This window comes from Streptomyces djakartensis (genome assembly GCF_014651075.1).
GTDB classification, from domain to species: Bacteria; Actinomycetota; Actinomycetes; order Streptomycetales; family Streptomycetaceae; genus Streptomyces; species Streptomyces djakartensis.
This window is the reverse complement of record NZ_BMWE01000007.1, coordinates 21,738-44,813: the sequence shown is the minus strand read 5'-3', so window position 1 is coordinate 44,813 and position 23,076 is coordinate 21,738. Positions and strand designations below refer to the sequence as shown.

Annotated in this window: 19 protein-coding genes and 2 pseudogenes; 12 read left to right on the top strand and 9 right to left on the bottom strand. The window is 69.2% G+C overall.

Annotated features, from left to right (window positions below; translation table 11 throughout):
- Positions 1-4: 4 nt before the first annotated feature.
- The gene (locus tag IE212_RS13510; RefSeq protein WP_190198050.1) at positions 5-370 is read left to right on the top strand and encodes a PH domain-containing protein; all 366 of its coding nucleotides are present in this window, start codon (positions 5-7) and stop codon (positions 368-370) included.
- A gap of 86 nt (positions 371-456) precedes the next feature.
- A complete protein-coding gene (locus IE212_RS13505) occupies positions 457-1,347 on the top strand; it encodes an RpnC/YadD family protein (protein ID WP_190198049.1) in 891 nt (296 codons plus the stop codon).
- 399 nt (positions 1,348-1,746) lie between these two features.
- Here IE212_RS13505 and IE212_RS13500 read toward each other — a convergent pair whose 3' ends face one another.
- Positions 1,747-3,057, bottom strand: a complete 1,311-nt coding sequence (locus tag IE212_RS13500) for an alpha/beta hydrolase family protein (RefSeq protein WP_190198048.1) — start codon at positions 3,055-3,057, stop codon at positions 1,747-1,749.
- Between the two features lie 397 nt (positions 3,058-3,454).
- Between IE212_RS13500 and IE212_RS13495 the strand changes: the two genes are divergently transcribed.
- Entirely contained in the window at positions 3,455-4,912 is a 1,458-nt protein-coding gene (locus tag IE212_RS13495) for an arylsulfotransferase family protein (RefSeq protein WP_229864273.1), read from the top strand.
- 57 nt (positions 4,913-4,969) lie between these two features.
- On the opposite strand, the gene IE212_RS13490 is transcribed toward IE212_RS13495, so the two are convergent.
- Both IE212_RS13490 and aspS read right to left on the bottom strand, forming a co-directional pair.
- Entirely contained in the window at positions 4,970-5,887 is a 918-nt protein-coding gene (locus tag IE212_RS13490) for an intradiol ring-cleavage dioxygenase (RefSeq protein ID WP_190198047.1), read from the bottom strand.
- Positions 5,888-6,004: 117 nt separating this feature from the next.
- A complete protein-coding gene (gene aspS, locus IE212_RS13485; RefSeq protein WP_190198046.1) occupies positions 6,005-7,768 on the bottom strand; it encodes an aspartate--tRNA ligase in 1,764 nt (587 codons plus the stop codon).
- A gap of 188 nt (positions 7,769-7,956) precedes the next feature.
- Here aspS and IE212_RS13480 point away from each other — a divergent pair, with 188 nt between their 5' ends.
- Positions 7,957-10,095, top strand: coding sequence for an ATP-binding SpoIIE family protein phosphatase (locus tag IE212_RS13480; protein WP_190198045.1), 2,139 nt, complete (start codon positions 7,957-7,959; stop codon positions 10,093-10,095).
- A gap of 144 nt (positions 10,096-10,239) precedes the next feature.
- Positions 10,240-11,007 (top strand): hypothetical protein, encoded by a 768-nt coding sequence (locus tag IE212_RS13475; protein ID WP_190198044.1) that lies wholly within the window; start codon positions 10,240-10,242, stop codon positions 11,005-11,007.
- Between the two features lie 7 nt (positions 11,008-11,014).
- On the opposite strand, the pseudogene IE212_RS13470 reads toward IE212_RS13475, so the two are convergent.
- Positions 11,015-11,167, bottom strand: a pseudogene (locus IE212_RS13470) (pirin-like C-terminal cupin domain-containing protein); the annotation flags it as partial.
- A 64-nt stretch (positions 11,168-11,231) separates the two neighbouring features.
- Between IE212_RS13470 and IE212_RS13465 the strand changes: the two are divergent.
- The 3 genes from IE212_RS13465 (at position 11,232) to IE212_RS13455 (ending at position 13,239) form a co-directional block, all read left to right on the top strand.
- Positions 11,232-12,080: a helix-turn-helix domain-containing protein gene (locus IE212_RS13465; protein WP_190198043.1), complete on the top strand. Its 849-nt coding sequence runs from the start codon at positions 11,232-11,234 to the stop codon at positions 12,078-12,080.
- Complete coding sequence (locus tag IE212_RS13460; protein WP_190198042.1) at positions 12,058-12,264, top strand: DUF397 domain-containing protein; 207 nt, start codon at positions 12,058-12,060, stop codon at positions 12,262-12,264. The genes IE212_RS13465 and IE212_RS13460 overlap by 23 nt, the downstream gene beginning before the upstream one ends.
- A gap of 108 nt (positions 12,265-12,372) precedes the next feature.
- A complete protein-coding gene (locus tag IE212_RS13455) occupies positions 12,373-13,239 on the top strand; it encodes a BRO-N domain-containing protein (protein WP_190198041.1) in 867 nt (288 codons plus the stop codon).
- An 81-nt stretch (positions 13,240-13,320) separates the two neighbouring features.
- Here IE212_RS13455 and IE212_RS13450 read toward each other — a convergent pair.
- Both IE212_RS13450 and IE212_RS13445 read right to left on the bottom strand, forming a co-directional pair.
- Positions 13,321-14,028 (bottom strand): annotated as a pseudogene (locus IE212_RS13450) (pirin family protein); the annotation flags it as partial.
- 167 nt (positions 14,029-14,195) lie between these two features.
- A complete protein-coding gene (locus tag IE212_RS13445; protein ID WP_190198040.1) occupies positions 14,196-15,707 on the bottom strand; it encodes an MFS transporter in 1,512 nt (503 codons plus the stop codon).
- Between the two features lie 133 nt (positions 15,708-15,840).
- Between IE212_RS13445 and IE212_RS13440 the strand changes: the two genes are divergently transcribed.
- Positions 15,841-16,578, top strand: coding sequence for a TetR/AcrR family transcriptional regulator C-terminal domain-containing protein (locus IE212_RS13440; RefSeq protein WP_190198039.1), 738 nt, complete (start codon positions 15,841-15,843; stop codon positions 16,576-16,578).
- A gap of 15 nt (positions 16,579-16,593) precedes the next feature.
- Here IE212_RS13440 and IE212_RS13435 read toward each other — a convergent pair whose 3' ends face one another.
- Positions 16,594-17,061: an SseB family protein gene (locus tag IE212_RS13435; RefSeq protein WP_190198038.1), complete on the bottom strand. Its 468-nt coding sequence runs from the start codon at positions 17,059-17,061 to the stop codon at positions 16,594-16,596.
- Positions 17,062-17,241: 180 nt separating this feature from the next.
- Between IE212_RS13435 and IE212_RS13430 the strand changes: the two genes are divergently transcribed.
- The 3 genes from IE212_RS13430 (at position 17,242) to IE212_RS13420 (ending at position 20,785) form a co-directional block, all read left to right on the top strand.
- Positions 17,242-19,068 (top strand): acyl-CoA dehydrogenase, encoded by a 1,827-nt coding sequence (locus IE212_RS13430; RefSeq protein ID WP_190198037.1) that lies wholly within the window; start codon positions 17,242-17,244, stop codon positions 19,066-19,068.
- A gap of 76 nt (positions 19,069-19,144) precedes the next feature.
- On the top strand, positions 19,145-20,443 hold the full coding sequence (locus IE212_RS13425; RefSeq protein ID WP_190198036.1) for a M18 family aminopeptidase: 1,299 nt from the start codon (positions 19,145-19,147) through the stop codon (positions 20,441-20,443).
- Positions 20,444-20,530: 87 nt separating this feature from the next.
- A complete protein-coding gene (locus IE212_RS13420; protein ID WP_190198035.1) occupies positions 20,531-20,785 on the top strand; it encodes a DUF6458 family protein in 255 nt (84 codons plus the stop codon).
- Between the two features lie 12 nt (positions 20,786-20,797).
- On the opposite strand, the gene IE212_RS13415 is transcribed toward IE212_RS13420, so the two are convergent.
- Both IE212_RS13415 and IE212_RS13410 read right to left on the bottom strand, forming a co-directional pair.
- The gene (locus IE212_RS13415) at positions 20,798-22,615 is read right to left on the bottom strand and encodes a thioredoxin-like domain-containing protein (protein WP_190198034.1); all 1,818 of its coding nucleotides are present in this window, start codon (positions 22,613-22,615) and stop codon (positions 20,798-20,800) included.
- On the bottom strand, positions 22,612-23,037 hold the full coding sequence (locus IE212_RS13410) for a cupin domain-containing protein (RefSeq protein ID WP_190198033.1): 426 nt from the start codon (positions 23,035-23,037) through the stop codon (positions 22,612-22,614). Before IE212_RS13410 ends, IE212_RS13415 begins: the two co-directional genes overlap by 4 nt.
- Positions 23,038-23,076 lie beyond the last annotated feature (39 nt).

The window sequence follows — 23,076 nt, the reverse complement described above, 5'->3', positions numbered from 1 at the left end:
CACCATGGCGCTCTTCGGCAACGCCCACACCGTCGACCCGGCGTCGGCCCAGCAGGACTACGCCCGCCTCCTCGGCCACGGCGAACAGGTCCACGCAGCGTTCCTGCTGATCCGCGACACCATCCTCTTCACCGACCGCCGCCTGATCCTCATCGACAAGCAGGGCATCACCGGCAAGAAGACCGAGTACCACTCCGTCCCCTACCGCAGCATCACCCACTTCGCGGTGGAAACGGCCGGCACGTTCGACCTGGACGCCGAACTGAAGATCTGGATCTCCGGCACGCCGACGCCCATCGAGAAGACCTTCACCAAGGGCGTCGACATCTACGAGGTCCAGGCGATCCTGACCCAGTTCGTGGCGAGGTAGCCCCGGAACGCCTTTCCCGCGCTCGAAAGAGTGAACACAGTTCCATTTACTGCATATGCCATGGTCAATGGACCTAGCTTGCGCACATGGTCACATCAACTCATGAGGCCTCACACCGGATCTTCCAGGATCACCCGGAGGTTCTCACCCCAGTCTTCGAGGCGCTGGGCTTACCACCACCCGCGAAGGCGATCATCGAAGCGATCACACCCGACGCCACGGAGATCAAGCCGCTGGAGCGCCGGGTGGACACGGTGCTCAGGGTCGAGCCGTCCGAGGGAGACGGCTTTCTCATCGCGCTCGAGACCCAGACCACTCGGGCCTCTGGCAAGGGGACGAGCTGGTCCTACTACGTGGCATACCTGCACGCCAAGTTCGGCATGCCGGTGCTGCTCGTCACGGTATGCAGGGACCGGCCGACCGCGTCCTGGGCGGCGGGCCCCTTCGAGTGCCGCGTCGGCCCATGGGCGACACAGAGCACCCGCCCTTTCGTACTGAGCCCCGCCAACGTTCCGGAGATCACCGACGAGTCCGCCGTTGCCCGGGAGCCGGCCCTGGCCACGTTCTCGGCGATCGTGCATAGCAACAGCCCGCATGCCCCCGCCATACTGAGCATGGTGGCCCGCGGCATGCGGGCATTGGACGCGGCAACAGCGAAATACTGGTGCGAATGGCTTGAAGTCGGGCTGGAGAACACTCCGGTCCGGGAGACATGGAGAGAGTTGGAGAAGATGGTCGCCACATACTTCCCGGGCAGGGGAACCCTCTTCGAAGAGACGTACCTCGAGGGAAAAGCCGAAGGCAAAGCTGAAGGCAAAGCCGAAGCCATTCTCCAGGTACTGGAAAAGCGCGCCGTACCCGTCCCCGAAGCCACCCGCGACCGCATCACCACCTGCACCGACCTCGACACCCTCACCCTCTGGTTCGACCGCTCCCTGACGGCCACCATGGCGGAGGACCTGTTCGTCGAGGAGTGAGCGGTCCCAAAAGTCCAGGGCTCGCCCGGCGAAGAGGGAACGGGCCCGCGTAGCGTCGGCCCTCGTCAGGCGTCAGCGTCCCGAAACATGGGCATGAAGTCCGCCCACGCGCCGGGCGTGATCGCCAGACGGGGTCCTTCGACGTTCCTGACGAGCGGGCCAGGACCCACCGCCCGCCGGAGAGCGGCGCTCTTCTGTCTCCGACGCGGTCCGGGAACGCATCACCAGCTGCGGCGACCCGGAGATCCTGCGCCACTGGCACCGGCGGGCCGTCACCGCCCCGACGGCCGAGGACGTCTTTGCGGACGAGTAGTCCCGTGGCGAAGAGGCCGACCCGGCACATGGGTCGGCCTCCGGAGGCAGCGCGGTGAAAAGTGAGAGCCGGGTGCCCTGGAGAGGTCACTCCACCGCGAAGAGCTGACCGAGGCGGGCCTGGATCAGCGGCAGGCCGACGACCGGGACGTCGTAGTGGCCCGCACCTTCCAGGACCGAGAGGTTGATGTCGTTGCCGTTGGCGACCATCTTGTTGACGACGTTGTAGGTGACGGAGTTCGGGCTGGTGATGTCGTCCGTTCCGTACAGCCACAGGATGGAGCCCGGCAGGGTGGACCTTTCCAGCTTGCCCTGGTTCTGTTCGAAGAACCGCCTGTTCTCCGGAAGCGCGTTGGGGCTGTCTCCGCGGACACCTGGGTAGGTGTTCAGCCGGTGGGAGGGAGAGGCGCTGAGGTAGCTCACGATGTCCTGCCGGACGGCGTCGTTCAGATCGTCGAGGCAGGTCTGCCAGTCCTGACGGTAGAACCTGAGCATGTTCGGGCCGTAGACCTGTCTCGGGTCGACGTCGTAGCCCGCATAGCGTTGCGTCTTCGTGAAGTAGATGGTTTCCGCGTTGGCGAAGACCAGCTGGTCGATCTGGTGAGCCGTCGGGGGGAGCCCGGACCGGGAGGCGTTGTCGATGTCCTGCCACAGGAGCCGGTTCATGGCGGGAACGTCCGGTACCGGGGCAAGGGTGATGGTGCCCTGGTAGTCGAGGGCGGGCTCCGCCTTCGTGGCCAAGGGGGAGTAATAGGCGGCGGCAAGCGCCGCGAAACCGCCTTCCGACCATCCTCCCGGGGCCCACTGCCCGGACAGTCTGTCGCCGAGGTACCGCTGCGCGGCGACCGCGGCGAAGATCATGGAGTTGCCCTCGCTGGGCAGGTCGTAGTAGCCGTGCCCCGTCGGGACGCCGGCGGACCTCGGTCCCAGTCCCTCGTAGTCGGGCGCGACGACGGCGATGCCCATCTTCAGGACCGCCGCCAGCAAGGCGGCGTTCGGGCCGTCAGCCCATTCGTTCTTTTCCTGCAGTTGGACACTGGGTGCGCAGTGGGGTGCCCATCCGAGGGTTCCGTGCCCCCAGACGAAGAGCGGCCAGCCGCCCGCGGGAGGTGCCTTCCGGGGGAGGAACAGCATGGCCGTCGCATTGACCTGTTCCCCTCGCATACCCGGCATGCGGTAGACGAGGAGTTCGCCGGTGGCCACGCTGGATATCTCCTGCGGCACGTTGCGCAAGGGGGCGGGGTCACCCACTACGTCCCCGTCGTCCTGCGCACGGGAGGAGCCGTCCGGGCCGCCCACGGGGGCGATGAATCCACCGACGAGGAGCGCGGCCAGCAGGACGAACGCGCATGCTCTCCCCTTGTGAAGGAGCACCCTCCGGTTGCCTGAGTGGGTCATAGCCACTGAACGTAGGCAGGCAGGGTGATCTGTGCCTGCTGAGGGCCGGATCGTTGAGCCGTCCGGTTGACACAGGGGCCGATGAAGCCGCCACATGGCCCACGCGAGGGGGCTTCAGCAGGCGCGGCCTCCCCACGCTGCCTACCGTCACCAGAGGAAAACCCCTGATCGGGCCGGGTGCCGGGAAGGCAGGCAGGACATGGTGCTACAAGAACGCCGGACGGGGAGACGGATCCGTCGTACCGTCGGGGCCTGCACGCTCACTGTGGGGTGTGTCGTCGCAAGCTGCGTGCCGTCGGCCGCGGCGAGCTCCCCCAAGGACACGCCCCGCCCGTGCGCGACGACGCCCTACCCTCCGTCGGAAAGCACTCCGCCCCCGATCCTGTCGGGCAGCGACGTGTGGAGTTTCGTCTCCGAGCCGGGCCTGCACCCCATGCGGGTGAACGTGACGGCGAACAAACCCGGGACGGCGCGCGGGAACATCTTCGTCGCCCCGTTCAGCGCGGAGCAGATGGTCGGCCAGACGGGCGCGCTGATCAACGACAACGCCGGCAATCCGGTCTGGTTCCGCCCCCTGCCCTCCACCAACCTCCAGAACGCCGACTTCAAGGTCCAGACGTACTACGACAAGCGCCGGCGCAAGGGGCAGCCGGTGCTGACCTGGTGGCAGGGGAGCCTCGCCCTTCCCCCCGCCTATACGAACCTGCCGGCCGGCGCGCCGGAACCAGGTGGGTGCTACTACATCTACGACACCCACTACCGCCTGCTCAAGACGGTCTTCGCGCATCACGGCTACTACCCGGACGAGCACGAGTTCACCCTGACGCGCAGAGGCACCGCACTGTTCCTCGCGTCCAAGCCGGTGCCCATGGACCTCACGCCCTACGGGGGCCCGGCGGACGGAGCCATCCTGAACAGCGAGGTCCAGGAGGTCGACCTCGCCACGGGGAAGCTCCTCTACTCGTGGAACGCGCTGGACCACATCGACCCCGCGGACTCCGAGGAGCCGGCGTCCAACGCGTCGTCCTCCGACGGGGTGTGGGATGCCTTCCACGTGAACTCGATCGACGAGGGCCCCGACGGCCAACTGCTGATCTCCTTCCGGAACATGTGGGCCATCTACAACGTCTCGAAGCGATCCGGGAAGGTCCGCTGGCAACTCGGGGGGAAGAAGAGCGACTTCACCTTCGGTCCGAACGCGGACTTCTACTGGCAGCACGACGCCCGGTTCCGGCCGGGAAACCGGATCAGCATGTTCGACGACGGCTGCTGCGAACTGCCCGACGGCGAGCCCGAACAGCAGTCACACGGACTGATCCTCAACCTCGATTTCCTCCCCAGCCGCAGGGCGACCGTGGCGAAGACCTACTACCACGAGCCGCCGCTGTACTCGCCGACCCAGGGGAACACCCAGGCCCTCCCCAACGGCAACCAGTTCATCGGGTGGGGTCAGAGCCCGTACTACTCGGAGTACGCGGGTGCGGGCAACACGGAGGGCAACGGCTCACAGAACCTGCTCTACGACGCGGAGCTGCCCGGCAACAACATCTCATACCGGGCATTTCGGAACCAATGGGTCGGCACTCCGTACTACCCACCGCGCGCCGCGGCACGGGCCGACGGCCGGGGCAGCGTCGTCTACGCGTCCTGGAACGGATCGACGCAGACCCGAGCGTGGCAGGTACTCGCCGGACCGAACGCCCACTCCCTGTCAGTGGTCGTGAAACGCGCCAAGCGGTCCGGGTTCGAGACGGCGGTCAGAACAGGCAACCCGGGACCGTACTTCCAGGTGAAGGCGCTGGACGCGGCCGGAAAGGTCCTCAGGGCCTCCCGCGTCGTCAAGCTGGCCGGCTGACGCCTGGCGAGGGCTGCCCTGCACCAACCGCGGCATGGCAGCCCTCATTCAGGACCGTCAGCCCGCAGGGTCGACGCCCATCGTGAGGGTGGCGACGACGCCCCTGGCGATGGCGTTCTTCTTGTACTTGAGCTTGAGCAGCCCGCCCTCGGTGCCGTTGCCCGGGTAGATGGTGTCCTCGTCGAGGGTGGTGCGGGCCGTGGTGTTGGTGGAGTAGGGCTCGACCTCGGCGGAGGCCAGCACGGACTCCTCGTCGAAGAAGAGCTGGCCGGTGTGGCAGGTCGTGCCGCCCTCGTAGCCCGCGTCGGTCCACGTGCCGTTCACGTGCACCTTGGTGTGGATGTGCACGCAACGGCCCTGGTACCAGCCGGGGAAGACCGTGCGGAACTCGACCTCGCCCTTCTTGTCCGTGCGCCACGTGCCGCGCAGGTAGCGCTCGTCGTCGGTGGGCTCCTCGTGGCCCCCACCGCCGCCGCCCGGCGGCGGACCCGACGGGGACCCGGTCGGCGTACCGGAGGGTGGCGTGCCGCCCCCGCCGCCTCCTCCACCGCCCCCACTGCCCATCGCCTCGTACCCGGAGTACACGCCCAGCGCGTTGCAGTGCCAGATGTCCACGGCGGCGTTCGCGAGCGGCTTGCAGCTCCCGGAGTCGATCACCTTGAGGCGCAGGGTGAGCGGGATGCCCTCCTGGTCCTCGGTGACGTCCCTGCGGAGCTTGTCCGCGTCGATGTAGTAGGGGCCCTCAGTGGTCTCGGAGGTCAGCTTGTAGCAGGCCTCGCCCGAGGTTCCGGTGGCTTTCCCCTTGGCGGCGGACTTCGCCTCGGCGGCTGCCGTCTCCTCGCCGGCGAACGCGCCGGCCGCGAACGTACCGCCGACGCCCGCCGCCACCACCGCGCCGGCGCCCGCGGCGACGACCTTGCGGCGTGTCAGGTCCTGCTTGTGTTTCGGCCCTCGGGCCGTTTCCTGTCCCGTCATGGGAAGGGAAGTTAGGGACCGCGTCTGTCAGGAGCCTGGGTGAGAGCTGGGTGGGAGCCCTGCATACGGCAGTGGCTCGGAACCGGGGCCGGTTCCGAGCCACTTCCCGAAAAACGCCTACTTCGGCTGCGGCTTGCGCACCGACAGGTGCAGCTCCTTCAGCCGCGCCTCCTCCAGCTCGGTCGGCGCGCCCATCATCAGGTCCTGGGCGTTGCCGTTGAGCGGGAAGGCGATGGTCTCGCGGATGTTCGGCTCGTCGGCGAGGAGCATGACGATGCGGTCGACGCCGGGGGCGATGCCGCCGTGCGGCGGGGCGCCGAAGCGGAAGGCGCGCAGCATGCCGGCGAACTTCTCCTCGACCGTGTCGCGGTCGTACCCGGCGATCTCGAAGGCCTTGAGCATGATCTCCGGCTCGTGGTTCCGGATCGCGCCGGAGGACAGCTCGACGCCGTTGCAGACGATGTCGTACTGCCAGCCGAGGATGTCCAGCGGGTCCTGGGTCTCCAGCGCCTCGAGACCGCCCTGCGGCATGGAGAAGGGGTTGTGCGAGAAGTCGATCGCGCCGGTCTCCTCGTCCTTCTCGTACATCGGGAAGTCGACGATCCAGCAGAACCGGAAGACGTTCTCCTCGAAGTGCCCGGCACGCTTGGCGGCTTCCACCCGCACCGCGCCCATGATCTTGGAGACCTCGTCGAACTCGCCCGCGCCGAAGAACACGGCGTGGCCGGCCGCGAGCGACAGGCGCTTGGTCAGCTCGGCGACGTTCTCCTCGGTGAGGAACTTCGCGATCGGGCCGGACAGCGAACCGTCCTCGGCGACACGGACCCAGGCGAGGCCCTTGGCGCCCTGCGAGACGGCGTAGTCGCCGAGCTGGTCGAAGAACTTGCGGGGCTGCGCGGAGACGTCCGGCACCGGCAGGGCGCGGACGTGCTTGCCGGCGAACGCCTTGAACTCCGAGCCCTCGAAGATGTCGGTGATGTCGACGAGTTCGAGCTGAGCGCGCAGGTCGGGCTTGTCCGAGCCGTACTTGAGCATCGCCTCGCGGAACGGGATCCGCGGGAACGGCGAGGTGACGTGGCGCCCGTTGCCGAACTCCTCGAACAGCTCGGTCATCAGCTTCTCGACGGGCTGGAAGACGTCCTCCTGCTCGACGAAGCTCATCTCGATGTCGAGCTGGTAGAACTCGCCCGGTGAGCGGTCCGCACGCGCGTCCTCGTCACGGAAGCAGGGCGCGATCTGGAAGTAGCGGTCGAAGCCGGAGATCATCAGCAGCTGCTTGAACTGCTGGGGCGCCTGCGGCAGGGCGTAGAACTTGCCCGGGTGCAGGCGGGAGGGGACGACGAAGTCGCGGGCGCCCTCGGGGGAGGTCGCGGACAGGATCGGCGTCGCCATCTCGTTGAAGCCCAGCGCCGTCATCTTGTGCCGGATCGCCGAGATGACCGCCGTGCGCAGCATGATGTTGCGGTGCATGCGCTCGCGGCGCAGGTCAAGGAAGCGGTACTCCAGGCGCCGTTCCTCGTTGACACCGTCCTCGGCGTTGATCGTGAACGGCAGCGGGGCGGCGGCGCCGAGCAGTTCGACCTCGCCGACCTCGACCTCCACCTCGCCGGTGGGCAGCTCGGGGTTGATGTTCTCGGCGCCCCGGGAGACGACCTTGCCGTCGACGCGGACGGTCGACTCCTTGGACAGCTTGTCCAGGGCCTCGTAGGCGGGGGTGCCGGGACGGGCCACGAGCTGCGTGATGCCGTAGTGATCGCGCAGATCGATGAAGAGGATGCCGCCCAGGTCGCGCCGATTGTGCAGCCAGCCACTCAGCCGGACGTCGGTGCCGACGTCAGAGGCGCGGAGCTCGCCGCAGGTGTGGGACCTGTACCGATGCATCGTCGTTCATCCAGTCTTCGCTGATCGGGGTCTGTGTTTCACGTGAAACTGGTCCCCAGCGTACCGGGCAGGCGAAGATCGACTCTCCTGAGTTCTCCACGGGCGGCGATCGAGCACATCACACCCCCGATCGGGTACGTGTCGCCCTTCGGTGGCAGTGTTCGAGCGCGTCTTCCTAAAGTAGGGCAATGCGCACTGGCGAGCCGTTGCCCGCCGTGGGGGAGGCTCTTGCCGCCCTCGCGACCGGCCTCTGGCATTGGGACACCGCAACAGAGCTGGTCACGGTAGACGCCGAGGCGGCACGGCTGCTCGGGCTGCCCGCCGAGGAGGTCAGCCTCACGGAGGCCCAGGCCCGGGCCCGGCTGCACCCGGTCGACTGGAACGAGATCACCGGCGTGGTCCAGCTCGCCGTCGCCGAGGGGACCCTCGCCGAGGTACGGGTCCGGGTCATGGACGAACAGGGCCGGGTCGTCCGGGTGGTCCGCAGCCGCTCCAAGCCGTCTTTCGACCGGGTCCACAAGGCGTACCGGCTGATCGGCATCATTCAGGAGGTCACCGAGCCGACGCCGGGCACCCCGGCCGGACGCAGGGCGGTCACCGGCGACTGGCGGCGCTCACGGGAGGCGTTCCTGCTGGACGCGGGCCGGGCGCTGGCCGAGGCACGCTCCACCCAGGAGGTCCTCCGGGTCACGGCCAATCTGTCGATGCCCGGCTTCTCGCCGGACGGCCTGGCGGTCTTCGGCGTCTCGGGTGACCGCCTGACGCTCATCGGCCATCACGGACAGCAGCAGAGCGACGAGAGCCCGTTCTCGGACATGCCGCTGGACACCGACTATCCGGCCGCCGAGGTGGTGCGGACCGGCCGGGCGGTGTACCTGTCCTCCCCCGAGCAGTACAAGGCCCGCTACCCGCTGACCTGGCCGCTCGCCGAGCGCTTCGGCCGCCATTCCTGGGCGTTCCTGCCGCTGACGGTGGCGGGCCGCACGATGGGCGCGTGGATGGCCGCGTTCGCCTACCCGGTGGCGTTCACGCCGGACGAGCGGTCCGTGCTGGCGACCGTGGCGCGGATGCTGGCACAGGCCCTGACCCGGGCGGGACTCGCGGAGAGCGAGCGGGCGCTGACCGACGGGCTGCAGCGCACGATGCTGCCGAGGCTCGGACCGCAGCGCATCCCCGGCATGAGCGTCGCCGCCCGCTATGTGCCGACCGGCGGCGGACTCCAGGTCGGCGGCGACTGGTACGACGTGATCCCGCTGCCGGGCGAACGGTTCGCGCTGGTCATCGGTGACGTCCAGGGCCATGACGTACGGGCGGCCGGACTGATGGGTCAGCTTCGCATCGCCCTGCGGGCCTACGCCTCCGAGGGCCACCGCCCCGACGCCGTCCTCTCCCGCGCCTCCCGCTTCCTGCACGGCATCAGCGACGAGGACCCGGCCGACCCACGCTTCGCGACCTGCGTCTACGTCGAGGTCGACCCGGCGAGCGGGGTGCTGGACATCGCCCGTGCCGGGCATCCGGACCCGGCGTTCCGGATGTCCGACGGCACGGTGCTGACGCGGCCGACGTCGGGCGGCCTGCCGCTGGGCATCGACCCGGACGCCGACTACCCCACGACCCGGCTCGCCCTGGAGCCCGGCGAAACCATGCTGATCTGCACGGACGGCCTGATCGAGACCGGCGGGCACGACCTGGACACCGGCTGGCGGCGGCTGCGGGCGATCCTGGAGGACCACAAGGGCGATCTCGAGGAACTCGCCGACACCCTGGTGCAGGCCGTGCACGGTCCGTCCTCGCACCACACCACCGGCCCGCTGACCGACCGCCGCGAGGACGACATCGCCATGCTGCTGCTCTGCCGGGAGGGCGAGGGCTGTGGCTGCGGCGACACCATGACCGTCCGGCCGCCGGTGCGGCGCACGGTGCTGACGGTCGCGCAGGCCGAGTCCGAGCGGATCTCGGTGGCCCGGCACCAACTGCGCGAGCTGCTGCACGACTGGTCCTCGCCGGACCAGTGCGACTCGGCGGTGCTGCTGCTGTCGGAGCTGCTGACGAACGTCCTCGTGCACACCGACTCCGACGCGCTGCTCGTCGCGGAGATCACCGGCGGGGTGGGTGAGCGGCGGCTGCGGATCGAGGTCACCGACGCGGGCGACGACCTGCCCCACAAGCGCCGGCCCGGGGAGCTGGCGTCCTCCGGCCGCGGCCTGCTGCTGATCGAACTGCTCGCGCACGCCTGGGGCGTCGACCCGCGCGGCGTGGGCAAGAGCATCTGGTTCGAGCTCCACGAGTCCATGGACGGCCCCGGCGACGGCTCCTGGACGCCGTAGCGGCGCCGTCACGGACACCATCGTCAACCCACTGACACCAATGCACCCTTTCGTGTGACCGCCGGGTGAGTGACGGCGACGCCCGCCGCACCGCCTGCACGATGAGTGCCCTGGCCGAATCCCGACCGCAGGCAAGGAAGTCGCATGGGCAAGTCCGCATCCCGGGAGGACCGGGGCAAGAGGTCCTCGTTCTCGGTGTCGTACGAAGGCGGCGGCCAACGCGACCCCTCCACCCAGGTCAAACTGGGACGCCTCTCGTACAAGGGTCCCGCCACCGCCATGGTGGCCGTCGCCGCGGTGGCCACGGTCGGCGTGCTCGCCTACCAGTGGCTCGACGGTCAGGGCAACGCCGGCGGCACGGGGACCGGGCCGGGCACGCGGGTCACGTCAGGTGCCGACGCGCCATCGGGCACGAACACCGCGACTGCGGCCCCAGACACGGGAACGGGCGCCACGACGGCACCGGCTCCGGCCACGTCCGGCCCGCCCGCGTCCCCGCCCGGCAGCGCGGCTCCGGCGGCCGCCGGCAACACGGAGCTCACGGAGGCGGCGGTGCGGGAACACCGCAAGGTGGTGCTGCAACGCACGGGCAGCGTGGATCTGGACTTTACCCAGGGAGGCCGCGACATCACCTATTCCCTGGCGTCGAACGGCAACGGCTGGACCATCGCCGGTGACAGAGGCGACCTCGCCACCGTCGATGGCCCGGCGACCGCTGAGAGCTGCGCCGCGGCCACCGACTTCGGCTTCATCATCGATCAGAAGAACATCACCAAGGGGCTCACCGCCTGCGTGCTCACCGACGAGAACCGGGCCGCGGCCATCACCGTCCTCGGCTGGCAGAAGGACGACATCGGCCTGTCCTCCGTCACCATGGACGTCACCACCTGGGAGAAGCCCGAGGCGCAGTGACGCGCGCCTCGAGGGCCTGCATGAGCTCATCCTTGGTGTTCATCACGAACGGGCTGTAGTGGGCCATGGGCTCACGGATCGGCTGCCCGCCGAGCAGGACGACCTCCAGGTCCGGTGTACGCGAGTCCTGCTTCTCGTCCGCGCGGACGCTCCCGCCAGCACGCAGCCCACCAATCTCACTGTTCGCATCCAAGGTGTGACTGTGCGCGGCTACCGTCGATGGAATGACAGGTCGAACGGGGCCCCAGGGCAGGCAGTCCAGCGAGCAGCGCTACGGTGACGAGCTGCGCCGCAGACGGGAGACTGTGGGCCTGACCCAGGGGGAACTGGCCGAGATGGTCGTGTGCTCGCCGTCCCTCATCGCCCACTACGAGGCGGGCCGCCGCACACCCAACCCGGCGGACGCGAAGCGTCTGGACCAGGTGCTCGGCACGGACGGCTTCTTCGAACGCTGGCGGGACACACTGGCCAAGGCCCGTTTCGCGGAACACTTCCAGGAGGCGGCGGAGGCGGAGCGACTTGCCGTGTTCATCGAGGAGTTCGCTGTTTCGCTGGTGCCGGGGCTGTTGCAGACGAAGGCGTACGCGCGAGCCGTGCTCAAGGCAGCCAAGCCCAACAACACGGCGGCCGAGCTTGACGAGAAGGTCGTCAACCGCGTTGAGCGGGCCCACATTCTGGACAACCCGGCGTCCCCGACGGTCTGGATGATCCTGAGCGAGAGCGCGATCCGGACCGTGGTCGGCGACCCGGCCATCATGGCCGAACAGTTGCGGCACATCGTGGGGTTGGCGCGCGCGGGAAGGATCATGGTGCAGGTGGTCCCGTTCAGCGCGGGAGCCCACGCGGCCATGAGCAGCATGATGAAGCTGATGCGCTTTACCGACGCGCCTGACATGGCGTACGTGGAAGCACTGCACACCGGTTCCCTGACCGACGATCCGTCACTGGTCCGGCGGTACCGCGACGCTTACGATCTGGCTAGGGCCGCCGCGCTGCCGCCGGAGGCGTCCCTCGACCTGATCGCATCGGTGGCGAAGGACTACGACAACCATGAGCGCCCACCACATTCCTGACGCGTCGGCCCTCATCGCCTGGCGCAAGTCCAGCCACAGCGGCCCCGACAACGGCGACTGCCTGGAAGTGGCCGACGGCTACCCGGGCCTCACCCCCGTCCGCGACAGCAAGAACCCCACCGGCCCGGCGCTGCTCTTCGGCGCCGCCGCGTGGTCGGCGTTCGTCGAGGACGTGAAGGGCTGACGCGGTCGACAGAATCGATGTTTCTGTCCACCTTCGGGTGAACGTCCTTGCTATCGACGCGAGTTGCACCTCCGTGGGCCTACGTTCCGACGCGGGAGGTGATGCTCGATGAACGAGCAGAACAACACACACAAAGACGCGATCGAGATCAGTGACTTCGTGTTCGCCGCGACAGGCGCACGGGTCCGAAGGCTGACCCTGCCGGACGGGACGTATTGGTTCCCGGCCGTCGACGTGTGTCGGCACCTGGGCTACACACACGTCGGATCGACACTGCGGAACGTCGCCGACACAGCCAACTTTTCCAGTGTTGAGAGTGTGCTTCAGAGGCACGCTCTCGACGTTCCCGCAGGTCGAGAGTGGCGACGAGACATGAATCTCGTGAATCTCCAGGGCCTGATCCGGTTGGTCAACGGCTGCACCAAACCCTCGGCCCAGCCCTTCAAGGCCTGGGTCTCCGAAGTCATCGCCACCATCCAGCGCGACGGCTCCTACTCCCTGGAACCGGCCCCCGTACAACAACCCGCAGCCCCCACCGCCTACGCCGTACCGCCGCAGCTCGCCGACGCCCTCGTCCGGCTCGAAGAGCGCGGCACCCGGACGGACGCGGCGCTACGGCAGATCGACGACAAGCAGAACACGATCGTCGAGATGCTCCGCGACATCACGAGGACGCTGCGCCGCTCCGACGACCGCACGCGCCCCGTCCAGGCCCCGGAGTTGACGCCCCAGCAGCTTCTGGCCAACTGGAAGGCCAGGAACCTCGTCGTCACCGAGGACGTCCACGCGGTGGCCGCCCACTTGGCGCCGGCCCTGCTGCACGGCGGCGCCGGCTACAGCGTGGAGGAGATCTCCGTCTGCACCGGGCTGTCGACAGACCGCGTCCACGACAGCCTTGAACTGCTGTCCGAGCAGGATTGCGTACGTCAGGTGGGACGCGCTCCGAACGGCGCCCCGTTCTACGTGCTGCCTTAACGGCACCGACAAGTCAGGCCCGAAGTCGCAACTGGAATTTGCGGCTTCGGGCCGTGTCGTACCGTACCCGTCTCAGCGGCTCTACAAGCCGCCCTCGGACATTCCATGCACGGCCGGGATGGTTCCCAGCCGTCCCTTCTGGAAGTCATCGAACGCCTGCTGGAGTTCCTCACGGGTGTTCATCACGAACGGGCCGTAGTGGGCCATGGGCTCACGGATCGGCTGCCCGCCGAGCAGGACGACCTCCAGGTCCGGTGTACGCGAATCCTGCCTCTCGTCCGCGCGGACGGTCAGCGACGAGCCCGCGCCGAACACGGCGGTCTGGCCCATGTGGACCGGACGGCGCTCGGCACCGACCGAGCCCTTGCCCGCCAGCACGTACGCCAGGCCGTTGAAGTCCTCGCGCCACGGCAGGGTCAGCTCCGCGCCCGGCGCCAGCGTCGCGTGGATCATCGTGATCGGCGTGTGCGTGATACCGGGACCGGCGTGACCGTCCAGCTCACCCGCGATGACCCGCAGCAGCGCGCCACCGTCGGGCGTGGTGAGCAGCTGGACGTTGCCGCCGCGGATGTCCTGGTAGCGCGGGGCCATCATCTTGTCCTTGGCCGGGAGGTTCACCCACAGCTGGAGCCCGTGGAAGAGCCCTCCGGACATGACCAGATGCTCCGGTGGCGCCTCGATGTGCAGCAGGCCCGAGCCCGCCGTCATCCACTGGGTGTCGCCGTTGGTGATGGTGCCACCGCCACCCTGGCTGTCCTGGTGGTCGAAGATCCCGTCGATGATGTACGTGGTTCCTCCTCGTGTACGCCCAGTTTAGTTGAGCGTTGAACTTTCTGCCACTCCCAACAGTGAAAACCGGGAGGACATTCCCAACGGGTGACGGACCCAACCCCGGAGGCACCGGCACAGCGGAAGGCCGGCACCCCCTTCGGGGTACCGGCCTTCGTACGTGCGTGTCAGGCGACCAGTTCACGCTCCTCGGCCCCGGTCCCGGCCCCGGCCTCGACGGGCTCCGGCTCGCGGTCCCGCATCACCAGCGTGGCGACGACCGCCGCGGCCAGGACACCGATCGCGCTGATCGTGAAGGTCGTCGACATCGAGGCGGTGAAGGCCTCGCGGGCGGCCCGCACCAGGCCCGTGTCACCGCCGGCGACGGCCAGGGCGCCGCCGAGGGACTCCTTGGCCTGCCCGGGGGCGCCGGCCGGCATCTCGTCGGCGTAGCCACTGGAGAGCAGGGAGCCGAGGATCGCTATGCCGAGGGCGGTGCCGGACTGCTGGATGGTGTCGTTGAGGGCGGAGCCGACGCCGGCCTTCTCCTCGGGGATGGTGCCCATCAGCGCGGCCACCGCGGCAGGCATCGCCAGACCGGCGCCCAGACCCAGGATCCCCAGCGCCACGGCCGGGACGGTGAAGCCACTGCCGGCGGTGAGCGTGGTCAGCAGCCCGAACGAGGCGGCCATCAGCAGCATCCCGGCGAGGATGACGAACCGGTTGCCGGCCTTCACGGCGAGCTGCGCCCCCGCCGCGTTGCCCGCCAGCGCGGCCACGGCCAGCGGCAGGAAGGCCAGGCCCGCCTTGACGGCCGACCAGCCGAGCACGAACTGCAGGTACTGGGTCAGGACCAGCAGCAGGCCGGCGTTGCCGATCTGGACGAGGGCCAGGGAGAGCGAGCCGCCGCTGAAGTTGCGGTGCTTGAAGAGGACCAGCGGGACCATCGGGGCGGGGGTGACGTTCTGCCAGATCACGAAGCCGGCCAGGGCGGCCACCGCGACGGCCAGGACGAGGAGGGAGCGGCCTTCGAAGGCGCCGTGCTGCGGGATCTCGATGATCCACCACACCAGGGCCGTCATGCCCACCGCGGACAGCACCGCGCCCAGCGGGTCCGGCTTCTGCCACGGCGCCTTCGACTCCGGCATCAGCAGCACACCGGCGAGCAGCGCGAGACCGACGATCGGCACGTTGATCAGGAAGATCGCCTGCCAGGCGAAGTGGTCGATCAGGACCCCGCCGAGGACCGGGCTGCCGACCAGCCCCAGCATCGAGACCGAGCCCCACGCGGCCATCGCCTTGGGCCGCTCGTCCTCGTCGAAGACCGTGATCAGGATGGACAGCGTGGACGGCATGATCAGCGCGCCGCCGACGCCCATCGCGATCCGCACCGCGATCAGTTCACCCGGAGTGGAGCAGAAGACCGCCCCCAGCGAGGCGGCCCCGAAGAGCAGCAGCCCGATCAGCATCACCCTGCGGCGCCCGAACCGGTCCCCGAGGCTTCCGGAGGTCAGCAGCAGCCCCGCGAAGACCAGGGTGTAGGAGTCGAGGATCCACTGCATGTCCTGGGCGCTCGCCCCGAGGTCCTCGGTCAGCGAGGGCACCGCGACCGTCAGCGCCATGTTGTCGACGACCAGCACGAGTGTGCTCAGGCACAGCACGATCAGGATCCACCAGCGGCGTGGATTGCGAGCGTCCATTCCTCTTCCCCTCCTGCGAACACCGTTCCTTCGATGCGAACACTGTACGCAGAGCGGAACGGTGTACGCAAACCTTGATTTCTGTACGCTGATTGCGCACACCGTTCGCACCGAGGCCTGGAGGGGCGCGCCGATGAGCAGCAGCAGGACGAAGGACAAGAACCCGATCCCGTCGGTGTGGGCCCGTGAGCAGCGCCGCACCGACCAGCCCGCGCTCAGCCGGGACGCGATCGTCCGCGAGGCGATCGCGATGCTCGACGCCGAGGGCATCGAGGCGCTCAGCATGCGCAAGCTCGGCGCCCGCCTGAACGCCGGGGCGACCTCGCTGTACCGGCACGTCGCCACCAAGGACGAGCTGATGGAACTCGCGGTGGACGAGGTCGCCGCCGAGATCCATGTCCCGCCGGCCGACAGCCCCGACTGGCGCGCGGCGGTGACCGAGGCGGCGGAATCCTTCCGTACGACGGCGCTACGGCATCCCTGGCTGACCCTGGTGCTGGGGCAGGCGGGGCTCGCCTACCTGGGGCCCAACTACATGGACTTCTCCGAGCGGCTCGCGGCCCTGTTCACCGCGGCGGGGTTCGCCGAGCCGAGCCGCGCGATCGAGACGGTCTTCTCGTACGTCATGGGCATGAGCAACGCGGAGGCCGCCTGGCTCACCACGGTCGCCCGGTCCGGCGAGACCGAGGCCGACTTCATCGCCCGCCTGATGCCCGCGGCGCAGCGGGCCGCGGCCGACCACTCCCACCTGGCCATTCCGCACTCGGAGGTCGAGGAAGCGACCACCGACCCCGTCGCCCTGCGCGACATGAAGTTCGCCTACGGCCTGGAGGTCGTCCTGGACGGCCTGGCGCTGCGGCTGCCGAAATAAGAGGGGAGGCGGGTCTCAGCCGCCGTACATCCGGCGCATCGCGAACTCGACCATCTGCTCCACGGCCTTCGCGTCGAACACCATCCGGTGTTCGCCCTCCATGTCGAGGACGAAGCCGTAGCCGGTCGGCAGCAGGTCCAGCACCTCGGCGCCGGTGATCACGAAGTACTTGGACTCCTTGCCCGCGTACCGGCGCAGCTCCTTGAGCGTGCTGAACATCGGGATCACCGGCTGCTGGGTGTTGTGCAGGGCCAGGAAGCCGGGGTTGTCGCCGCGCGGGCAGTAGACCTTCGACGTGGCGAAGACCTGCTGGAAGTCCTCGGCGGCCATCTGCCCGGTCGTGAACGCGCGGACCGCGTCGGTGAGGGAGGGCGGGGACGGCTCGGGGTACAGAGGCGGCTGCTGGCCGTATCCGCCGGACATCGGCTGCTGCGGAGGGGCGTACTGCGCTTGCGGGCCCGCTGTCTGGTCGTAGCCGTACATGGGCGCAAGAGTACCGAGCACTGACCGTTCCGGTGTGACCTGTCACAGATCGGGGGATCGGGGTTGCTTCTTATTACCGACGGGTAGCATCATCGGAACCACTTGCTACTTGTTGGTACGTGAACTAGCGCGAGGATCCAGTGCCTCGCCGATCTCTCTACGGAGCCGGGAGCCGTCACCATGGGGCACTACAAGTCGAATCTCCGCGACATCGAGTTCAACCTCTTCGAAGTACTCGGGCGCGACAAGGTGTACGGCACCGGCCCGTTCGAGGAGATGGACGTCGAGACCGCGAAGAGCATCCTGGAGGAGCTGACCCGCCTCTCGGAGAACGAGCTGGCCGAGTCCTTCGCCGACGCCGACCGCAACCCGCCGGTCTTCGACCCGGAGACCAACACGGCGCCGGTCCCCGCGTCCTTCAAGAAGAGCTACCAGGCCTTCATGGACTCCGAGTACTGGCGCCTGGGCCTGCCCGAGGAGATCGGCGGCACCACCTCGCCCCGCTCCCTGATCTGGGCCTACGCCGAGCTGATCCTGGGCGCCAACCCGGCCGTCTGGATGTACTCCTCGGGCCCCGCGTTCGCCGGCATCCTCTTCGAGGAGGGCAACGACGTCCAGAAGCACATAGCCAAGGTCGCCGTGGAGAAGCAGTGGGGCTCCACCATGGTCCTCACCGAGCCCGACGCGGGTTCCGACGTGGGCGCCGGCCGCACCAAGGCCGTGCAGCAGGAGGACGGCTCCTGGCACATCGAGGGCGTGAAGCGCTTCATCACCTCCGGTGAGCACGACATGTCGGAGAACATCCTCCACTACGTCCTGGCCCGCCCCGAGGGCGCCGGCCCCGGCACCAAGGGCCTGTCCCTCTTCCTCGTCCCGAAGTACCTCTTCGACTTCGAGACCGGCGAGCTGGGCGAGCGCAACGGCGTCTACGCCACCAACGTCGAGCACAAGATGGGCCTGAAGGCCTCCAACACCTGCGAGATGACCTTCGGCGACAAGCACCCCGCCAAGGGCTGGCTCATCGGCGACAAGCACGACGGCATCCGCCAGATGTTCCGCATCATCGAGTTCGCCCGCATGATGGTCGGCACGAAGGCGATCTCCACGCTGTCCACGGGCTACCTCAACGCGCTGGAGTACGCCAAGGAGCGCGTCCAGGGCCCGGACCTGGCGAACTTCATGGACAAGACCGCGCCCAAGGTCACCGTCACCCACCACCCCGACGTGCGCCGCTCGCTCATGACGCAGAAGGCGTACGCCGAGGGCATGCGCGCCCTGGTGATGTACACCGCCTCGATCCAGGACGCCATCCAGATCAAGGAGGCCGCCGGCGAGGACGCCTCCGCCGACCACGCGCTGAACGACCTGCTCCTGCCCATCGTCAAGGGCTACGGCTCCGAGAAGGGCTACGAGCAGCTCGCCCAGTCGCTGCAGACCTTCGGCGGCTCCGGCTTCCTGCAGGAGTACCCGATCGAGCAGTACATCCGGGACTCCAAGATCGACACCCTCTACGAGGGCACCACGGCCATCCAGGGCCAGGACTTCTTCTTCCGGAAGATCGTCCGCAACCAGGGCGCCGCGCTGAACTCCCTCGCCGAGGACATCAAGAAGTTCCTCGCCCTCGGCACCGGCGGCGAGGAGCTGGCCGGCGCCCGCGAGCACCTCGCCAAGGCGGCCGTCGAGCTGGAGGCCATCGTCGGCCTGATGCTCACCGACCTCGCCGCCACCGAGCAGGACGTCAAGAACATCTACAAGGTGGGCCTGAACACCACCCGCCTGCTGATGGCCTCCGGTGACGTCGTCGTCGGATACCTGCTGCTCAAGGGCGCCGCGATCGCCGCCGAGAAGCTGGAGACCGCCTCCGCCAAGGACAAGGCCTTCTACACCGGCAAGATCGCCGCCGCGAAGTTCTTCGCCGCCAACGTCCTGCCGGGCGTCACCCTGGCCCGCAAGGTCGCCGAGGGCGTCGAGCTGGACCTGATGGAGCTGGACGAGGCCGCGTTCTAGTCCCCCTCACGTCCTCTGTTCGAGGGCCTGTTCCCTTCTAGGGGAACAGGCCCTCGTCCGTCGTTAAGGTGAATGCATGACCGAACCAGCCCGCTTCGACCGCGGCCACACCGACGACCTGATGACCTTCCTGGCGGCGAGCCCCTCGCCGTACCACGCCGTGGCCAACGCAGCCGAGCGGCTGGAGAAGGCCGGCTTCAGGCAGGTCGCGGAGAAGGACGCCTGGGAGGGGACGAGCGGCGGCAAGTACGTGCTGCGCGGCGGGGCGATCGTCGCCTGGTACGTGCCGGAGGGCGCCGCCCCCCACACGCCCTTCCGGATCGTCGGCGCCCACACCGACTCCCCCAACCTGCGCGTCAAGCCGCTGCCCGACAGCGGGGCGCACGGCTGGCGCCAGGTGGCCGTGGAGATCTACGGCGGACCACTGCTCAACTCGTGGCTGGACCGCGACCTGGGCCTCGCGGGGCGCCTCACCCTGCGCGACGGCTCGACGCGGCTGGTCAACATCGACCGGCCGCTGCTGCGCGTCCCGCAACTCGCCATCCACCTGGACCGCACGGTGACGGCCGACGGCCTCAAGCTCGACAAGCAGCGTCACATGCAGCCGGTCTGGGGCCTCGGCGACGACGTCCAGGGCGGCGACCTGATCGCCTTCCTGGAGGAGGCGGCCGGCCTCCCGGCGGGCGAGGTCACCGGCTGGGACCTGATGACGCACTCCGTGGAACCCCCCGCCTACCTGGGCCGCGACGGTGACCTGCTGGCCGGCCCCCGCATGGACAACCTCCTGTCCGTGCACGCCGGCACGGCGGCCCTGGCAGCCGTCGCCTCCGGCGCGTCCACACCGGCGTCCATCCCGGTCCTGGCCGCCTTCGACCACGAGGAGAACGGCTCCCAGTCGGACACCGGCGCGGACGGACCGCTGCTCGGCAACGTGCTGGAGCGCTCGGTGTTCGCGCGCGGCGGCACGTACGAGGACCGGGCCCGCGCCTTCGCCGGCACGGTCTGCCTGTCCTCCGACACCGGCCACGCCGTCCACCCCAACTACGCGGAGCGGCACGACCCGACGCACCACCCGCGTGTCAACGGCGGCCCGATCCTCAAGGTCAACGTCAACAACCGCTACGCCACGGACGGTGCGGGCCGCGCGGACTTCACGGCGGCCTGCGAGGCGGCCGGCGTGCCCTTCCAGTCCTTCGTCTCCAACAACTCCATGCCCTGCGGCACCACCATCGGCCCGATCACGGCAGCCCGGCACGGCATCAGGACGGTGGACATCGGCGTGGCCATCCTGTCGATGCACAGCGCCCGCGAACTGTGCGGCGCCGACGACCCGTTCCTGCTGGCGGGCGCGTTGGCCGCGTTCCTGGAGCGGTAGAACGGGCCGCCACCGCATGGGTGTTCCCCTCCGGGGTACCCGGAGTGCGGACCGGAACGACCGGACCGTACAGGGAGGCGAACACTCATGGGCCTCGGCGGATGCATCATCCTCATCGCCGTGGGAGCCATCCTCACGTTTGCGACCGACTGGGACATGCAAGGAGTCAACCTCGACCTGGTCGGCATCATCTTCATGATCGTGGGACTGATCGGCGTCACTACGTTCAGCAGCATCTACCGGCGCAGGCGCGTGGTGGTGCCACCGCCGACGGGCGTCGTCGACGACCCGGCGGCGCCCCACCACCGCCGCGACGGCTACAGCGACGGGTACGGGGTCTGACGGGCCGTCCGCTCAGGCGTCCATCCCCGCCAGCACCAGGGGCAGCCGGTCCGTCCCCGTCTCCGTGAGGCGGACGGGGACGCCCCAGTCCTGCTGGTGGACGTGACAGGCGGGGTACTCGTTCTCCGGGTCGTCGTCGCAGGAGGCGGCCATCGCGGAGACGTGCAGGACGCCCTCCGGTACGGACGGGTCGAGTTCGAGGGCGCGGGAGAGGTCCGTCCCCGCGCCCTCGCCGCTGCGCAGCAGCTCCGGCGGGGTGGACGAGACCAGCAGGCGGGTGGAGGGGCCGTAGCGGGTGTCCAGCTTCTGGCCCGCCGGGGCCTGGAAGATCACGTCCAGCCGGAGCCGCCCGGGGGCGACTTCGGTGGCCTCCCGCCGCGTGCGGTGGGCGACCTCGGGCACCTTCACCGCCTCCTCCGGCAACCGCAGCCGGGTCAGCCGGTGCCGGGCGGACTCCACGACCACGATGTCGTCGCCGGCGAGCACCGCGTCACTGGGCTCGCGCAGGTCCGTGGCCAGCGTGGTCACCTCACCGGTCGCCGGGTCGTAGCGGCGCAGGGCGTGGTTGTAGGTGTCGGCGACGGCGACGGATCCGTCCGGCAGCGCGGTGACACCCAACGGGTGCTGCAGCAGCGCCTGCTCGGCGGCCCCGTCCCGGTGACCGAAGTCGAACAGGCCGGTGCCGACGGCGGTGTGCACGGAGCCGTCCGGCTCCACCCAGCGCAGGGCCGACGTCTCGGAGTCCGCGAGCCACAGCCGCCCGGTCGTGGCGGCCAGCCCGGACGGCTGCGCGAACCAGGCCTCGGCCCCCGGCCCGTCCACGAGCCCCTCGTTGGTGGTCCCGGCCGCGACCGCGACCGTCCCGTCCTCCGGGTCGTACGTCCACAGCTGGTGGACACCGGCCATGGCGATCCAGACCTTGCCCTGCCAGTGGGCGACGTCCCAGGGGGAGGACAGGTCGATCTCGCGGGCCGGCCCCGAGGTGGGTGAACCCTGCCACCACTGCCGGCCCGTACCGGCCAGGGTGGTGACCTCTCCGGTGACCGGATCCAGCCGCCGCAGCGCGTGATTGACGGTGTCGGCGACGACCACCGACCCGTCGTCGAGCAGGGCGAGTCCCTGCGGCTCGTTGAAGCCGGCCTCGTCGGCCGACCCGTCGGCGAACGCACGCGCACCGGACCCGATCCGCCGGACGACGCTCTCCCCGTCCTCAGCCAGCTCCACCAGCTGATGCCGGGTCGTGTCACTCACCAGGAAGTTCCCGCCCGGCAGCAACAGCGCCTTGCCCGGGAACCGCAACACCGTCGGCTCCGGCTCCGGCGCCACGTACGGCCCGTCCCCGCGCCGCAGCGTGCCCTTCGCCGCGTGCTCGCCCTCCAGCTCCTCGACCAGCCGCTCGATGGCGTGCACATGCCCCTCACCGGCGTGCTGCGCCACCACGTACCCCTCGGGGTCGATCACGACGAGCGTCGGCCAGGCCCGCACGGCGTACTGCTTCCACGTCGCGAGCTCCGGATCGTCGAGCACCGGGTGCTCCACGCCGTACCGCTCCACGGCGTCGACGACCGCCTGGTGTTCGGCCTCGTGCACGAACTTCGGCGAGTGCACCCCGATGACCACGACCGTGTCCCGGTGCTTCTCCTCCAGCTCGCGCAGCTCGTCGAGGACGTGCAGGCAGTTGATGCAGCAGAACGTCCAGAAGTCGAGGATCACGATGCGTCCCCGCAGGTCGGCGAGGGTGTACTGCTGCCCGCCCGTGTTCAGCCAGCCGCCCTTGCCGGTCAGCTCGGGGGCGCGGACGCGGGCGCGTCGGGGTGCGGAGTGGTTCATGTGTCCAGGGTGTCATCCGGCACCGGCAGTCCGCCCAGCGCATGCCCCGTCGTGGCGTCCACGTGGCCGGGCACCTCGTCGTGGCGGTCGCCGACCGTGAGGGTGCCGGTGGGTTCGAAGAGCAGGATCGCCGTCGGGACGGGGGCGTACGGCTTGTGCTCGGTGCCGCGGGGGACCGTGAAGACGCTGCCCCGGGGCAGGACGACCGTGCGTTCGCCGGCCGGCTCGCGCAGGCCGATGTGCAGTTCGCCGTCGAGGACGAGGAAGAACTCGTCGGTGTGGTCGTGGACGTGCCAGACGTGTTCGCCCTCCACCTTGGCGATGCGGACGTCGTAGTTGTTGACGGCGGTGACGATGCGCGGGCTCCACTGGTCGGAGAAGGAGGCCAGGGCGTGGGCGAGCGAGACGGGTTCCTGAGTCATGAGGCGATCTTCCGGGCTGCCGTACGCCTCGCACGAGTG

What these genes read in the sequence shown, in the direction of transcription:
- IE212_RS13480 (WP_190198045.1), top strand. Translation starts at nt 7,957, where the DNA reads ATGCGCACTGGCGAGCCGTTGCCCGCCGTGGGGGAGGCTCTTGCCGCC.
- IE212_RS13505 (WP_190198049.1), top strand. Translation starts at nt 457, where the DNA reads ATGGTCACATCAACTCATGAGGCCTCACACCGGATCTTCCAGGATCAC.
- IE212_RS13440 (WP_190198039.1), top strand. Translation starts at nt 15,841, where the DNA reads ATGAGCAGCAGCAGGACGAAGGACAAGAACCCGATCCCGTCGGTGTGG.
- IE212_RS13465 (WP_190198043.1), top strand. Translation starts at nt 11,232, where the DNA reads ATGACAGGTCGAACGGGGCCCCAGGGCAGGCAGTCCAGCGAGCAGCGC.
- IE212_RS13475 (WP_190198044.1), top strand. Translation starts at nt 10,240, where the DNA reads ATGGGCAAGTCCGCATCCCGGGAGGACCGGGGCAAGAGGTCCTCGTTC.
- IE212_RS13510 (WP_190198050.1), top strand. Translation starts at nt 5, where the DNA reads ATGGCGCTCTTCGGCAACGCCCACACCGTCGACCCGGCGTCGGCCCAG.
- IE212_RS13430 (WP_190198037.1), top strand. Translation starts at nt 17,242, where the DNA reads ATGGGGCACTACAAGTCGAATCTCCGCGACATCGAGTTCAACCTCTTC.
- IE212_RS13415 (WP_190198034.1), bottom strand. Translation starts at nt 22,615, where the DNA reads ATGAACCACTCCGCACCCCGACGCGCCCGCGTCCGCGCCCCCGAGCTG.
- IE212_RS13460 (WP_190198042.1), top strand. Translation starts at nt 12,058, where the DNA reads ATGAGCGCCCACCACATTCCTGACGCGTCGGCCCTCATCGCCTGGCGC.
- IE212_RS13410 (WP_190198033.1), bottom strand. Translation starts at nt 23,037, where the DNA reads ATGACTCAGGAACCCGTCTCGCTCGCCCACGCCCTGGCCTCCTTCTCC.
- IE212_RS13455 (WP_190198041.1), top strand. Translation starts at nt 12,373, where the DNA reads ATGAACGAGCAGAACAACACACACAAAGACGCGATCGAGATCAGTGAC.
- aspS (WP_190198046.1), bottom strand. Translation starts at nt 7,768, where the DNA reads ATGCATCGGTACAGGTCCCACACCTGCGGCGAGCTCCGCGCCTCTGAC.
- IE212_RS13420 (WP_190198035.1), top strand. Translation starts at nt 20,531, where the DNA reads ATGGGCCTCGGCGGATGCATCATCCTCATCGCCGTGGGAGCCATCCTC.
- IE212_RS13435 (WP_190198038.1), bottom strand. Translation starts at nt 17,061, where the DNA reads ATGTACGGCTACGACCAGACAGCGGGCCCGCAAGCGCAGTACGCCCCT.
- IE212_RS13500 (WP_190198048.1), bottom strand. Translation starts at nt 3,057, where the DNA reads ATGACCCACTCAGGCAACCGGAGGGTGCTCCTTCACAAGGGGAGAGCA.
- IE212_RS13425 (WP_190198036.1), top strand. Translation starts at nt 19,145, where the DNA reads ATGACCGAACCAGCCCGCTTCGACCGCGGCCACACCGACGACCTGATG.
- IE212_RS13490 (WP_190198047.1), bottom strand. Translation starts at nt 5,887, where the DNA reads ATGACGGGACAGGAAACGGCCCGAGGGCCGAAACACAAGCAGGACCTG.
- IE212_RS13445 (WP_190198040.1), bottom strand. Translation starts at nt 15,707, where the DNA reads ATGGACGCTCGCAATCCACGCCGCTGGTGGATCCTGATCGTGCTGTGC.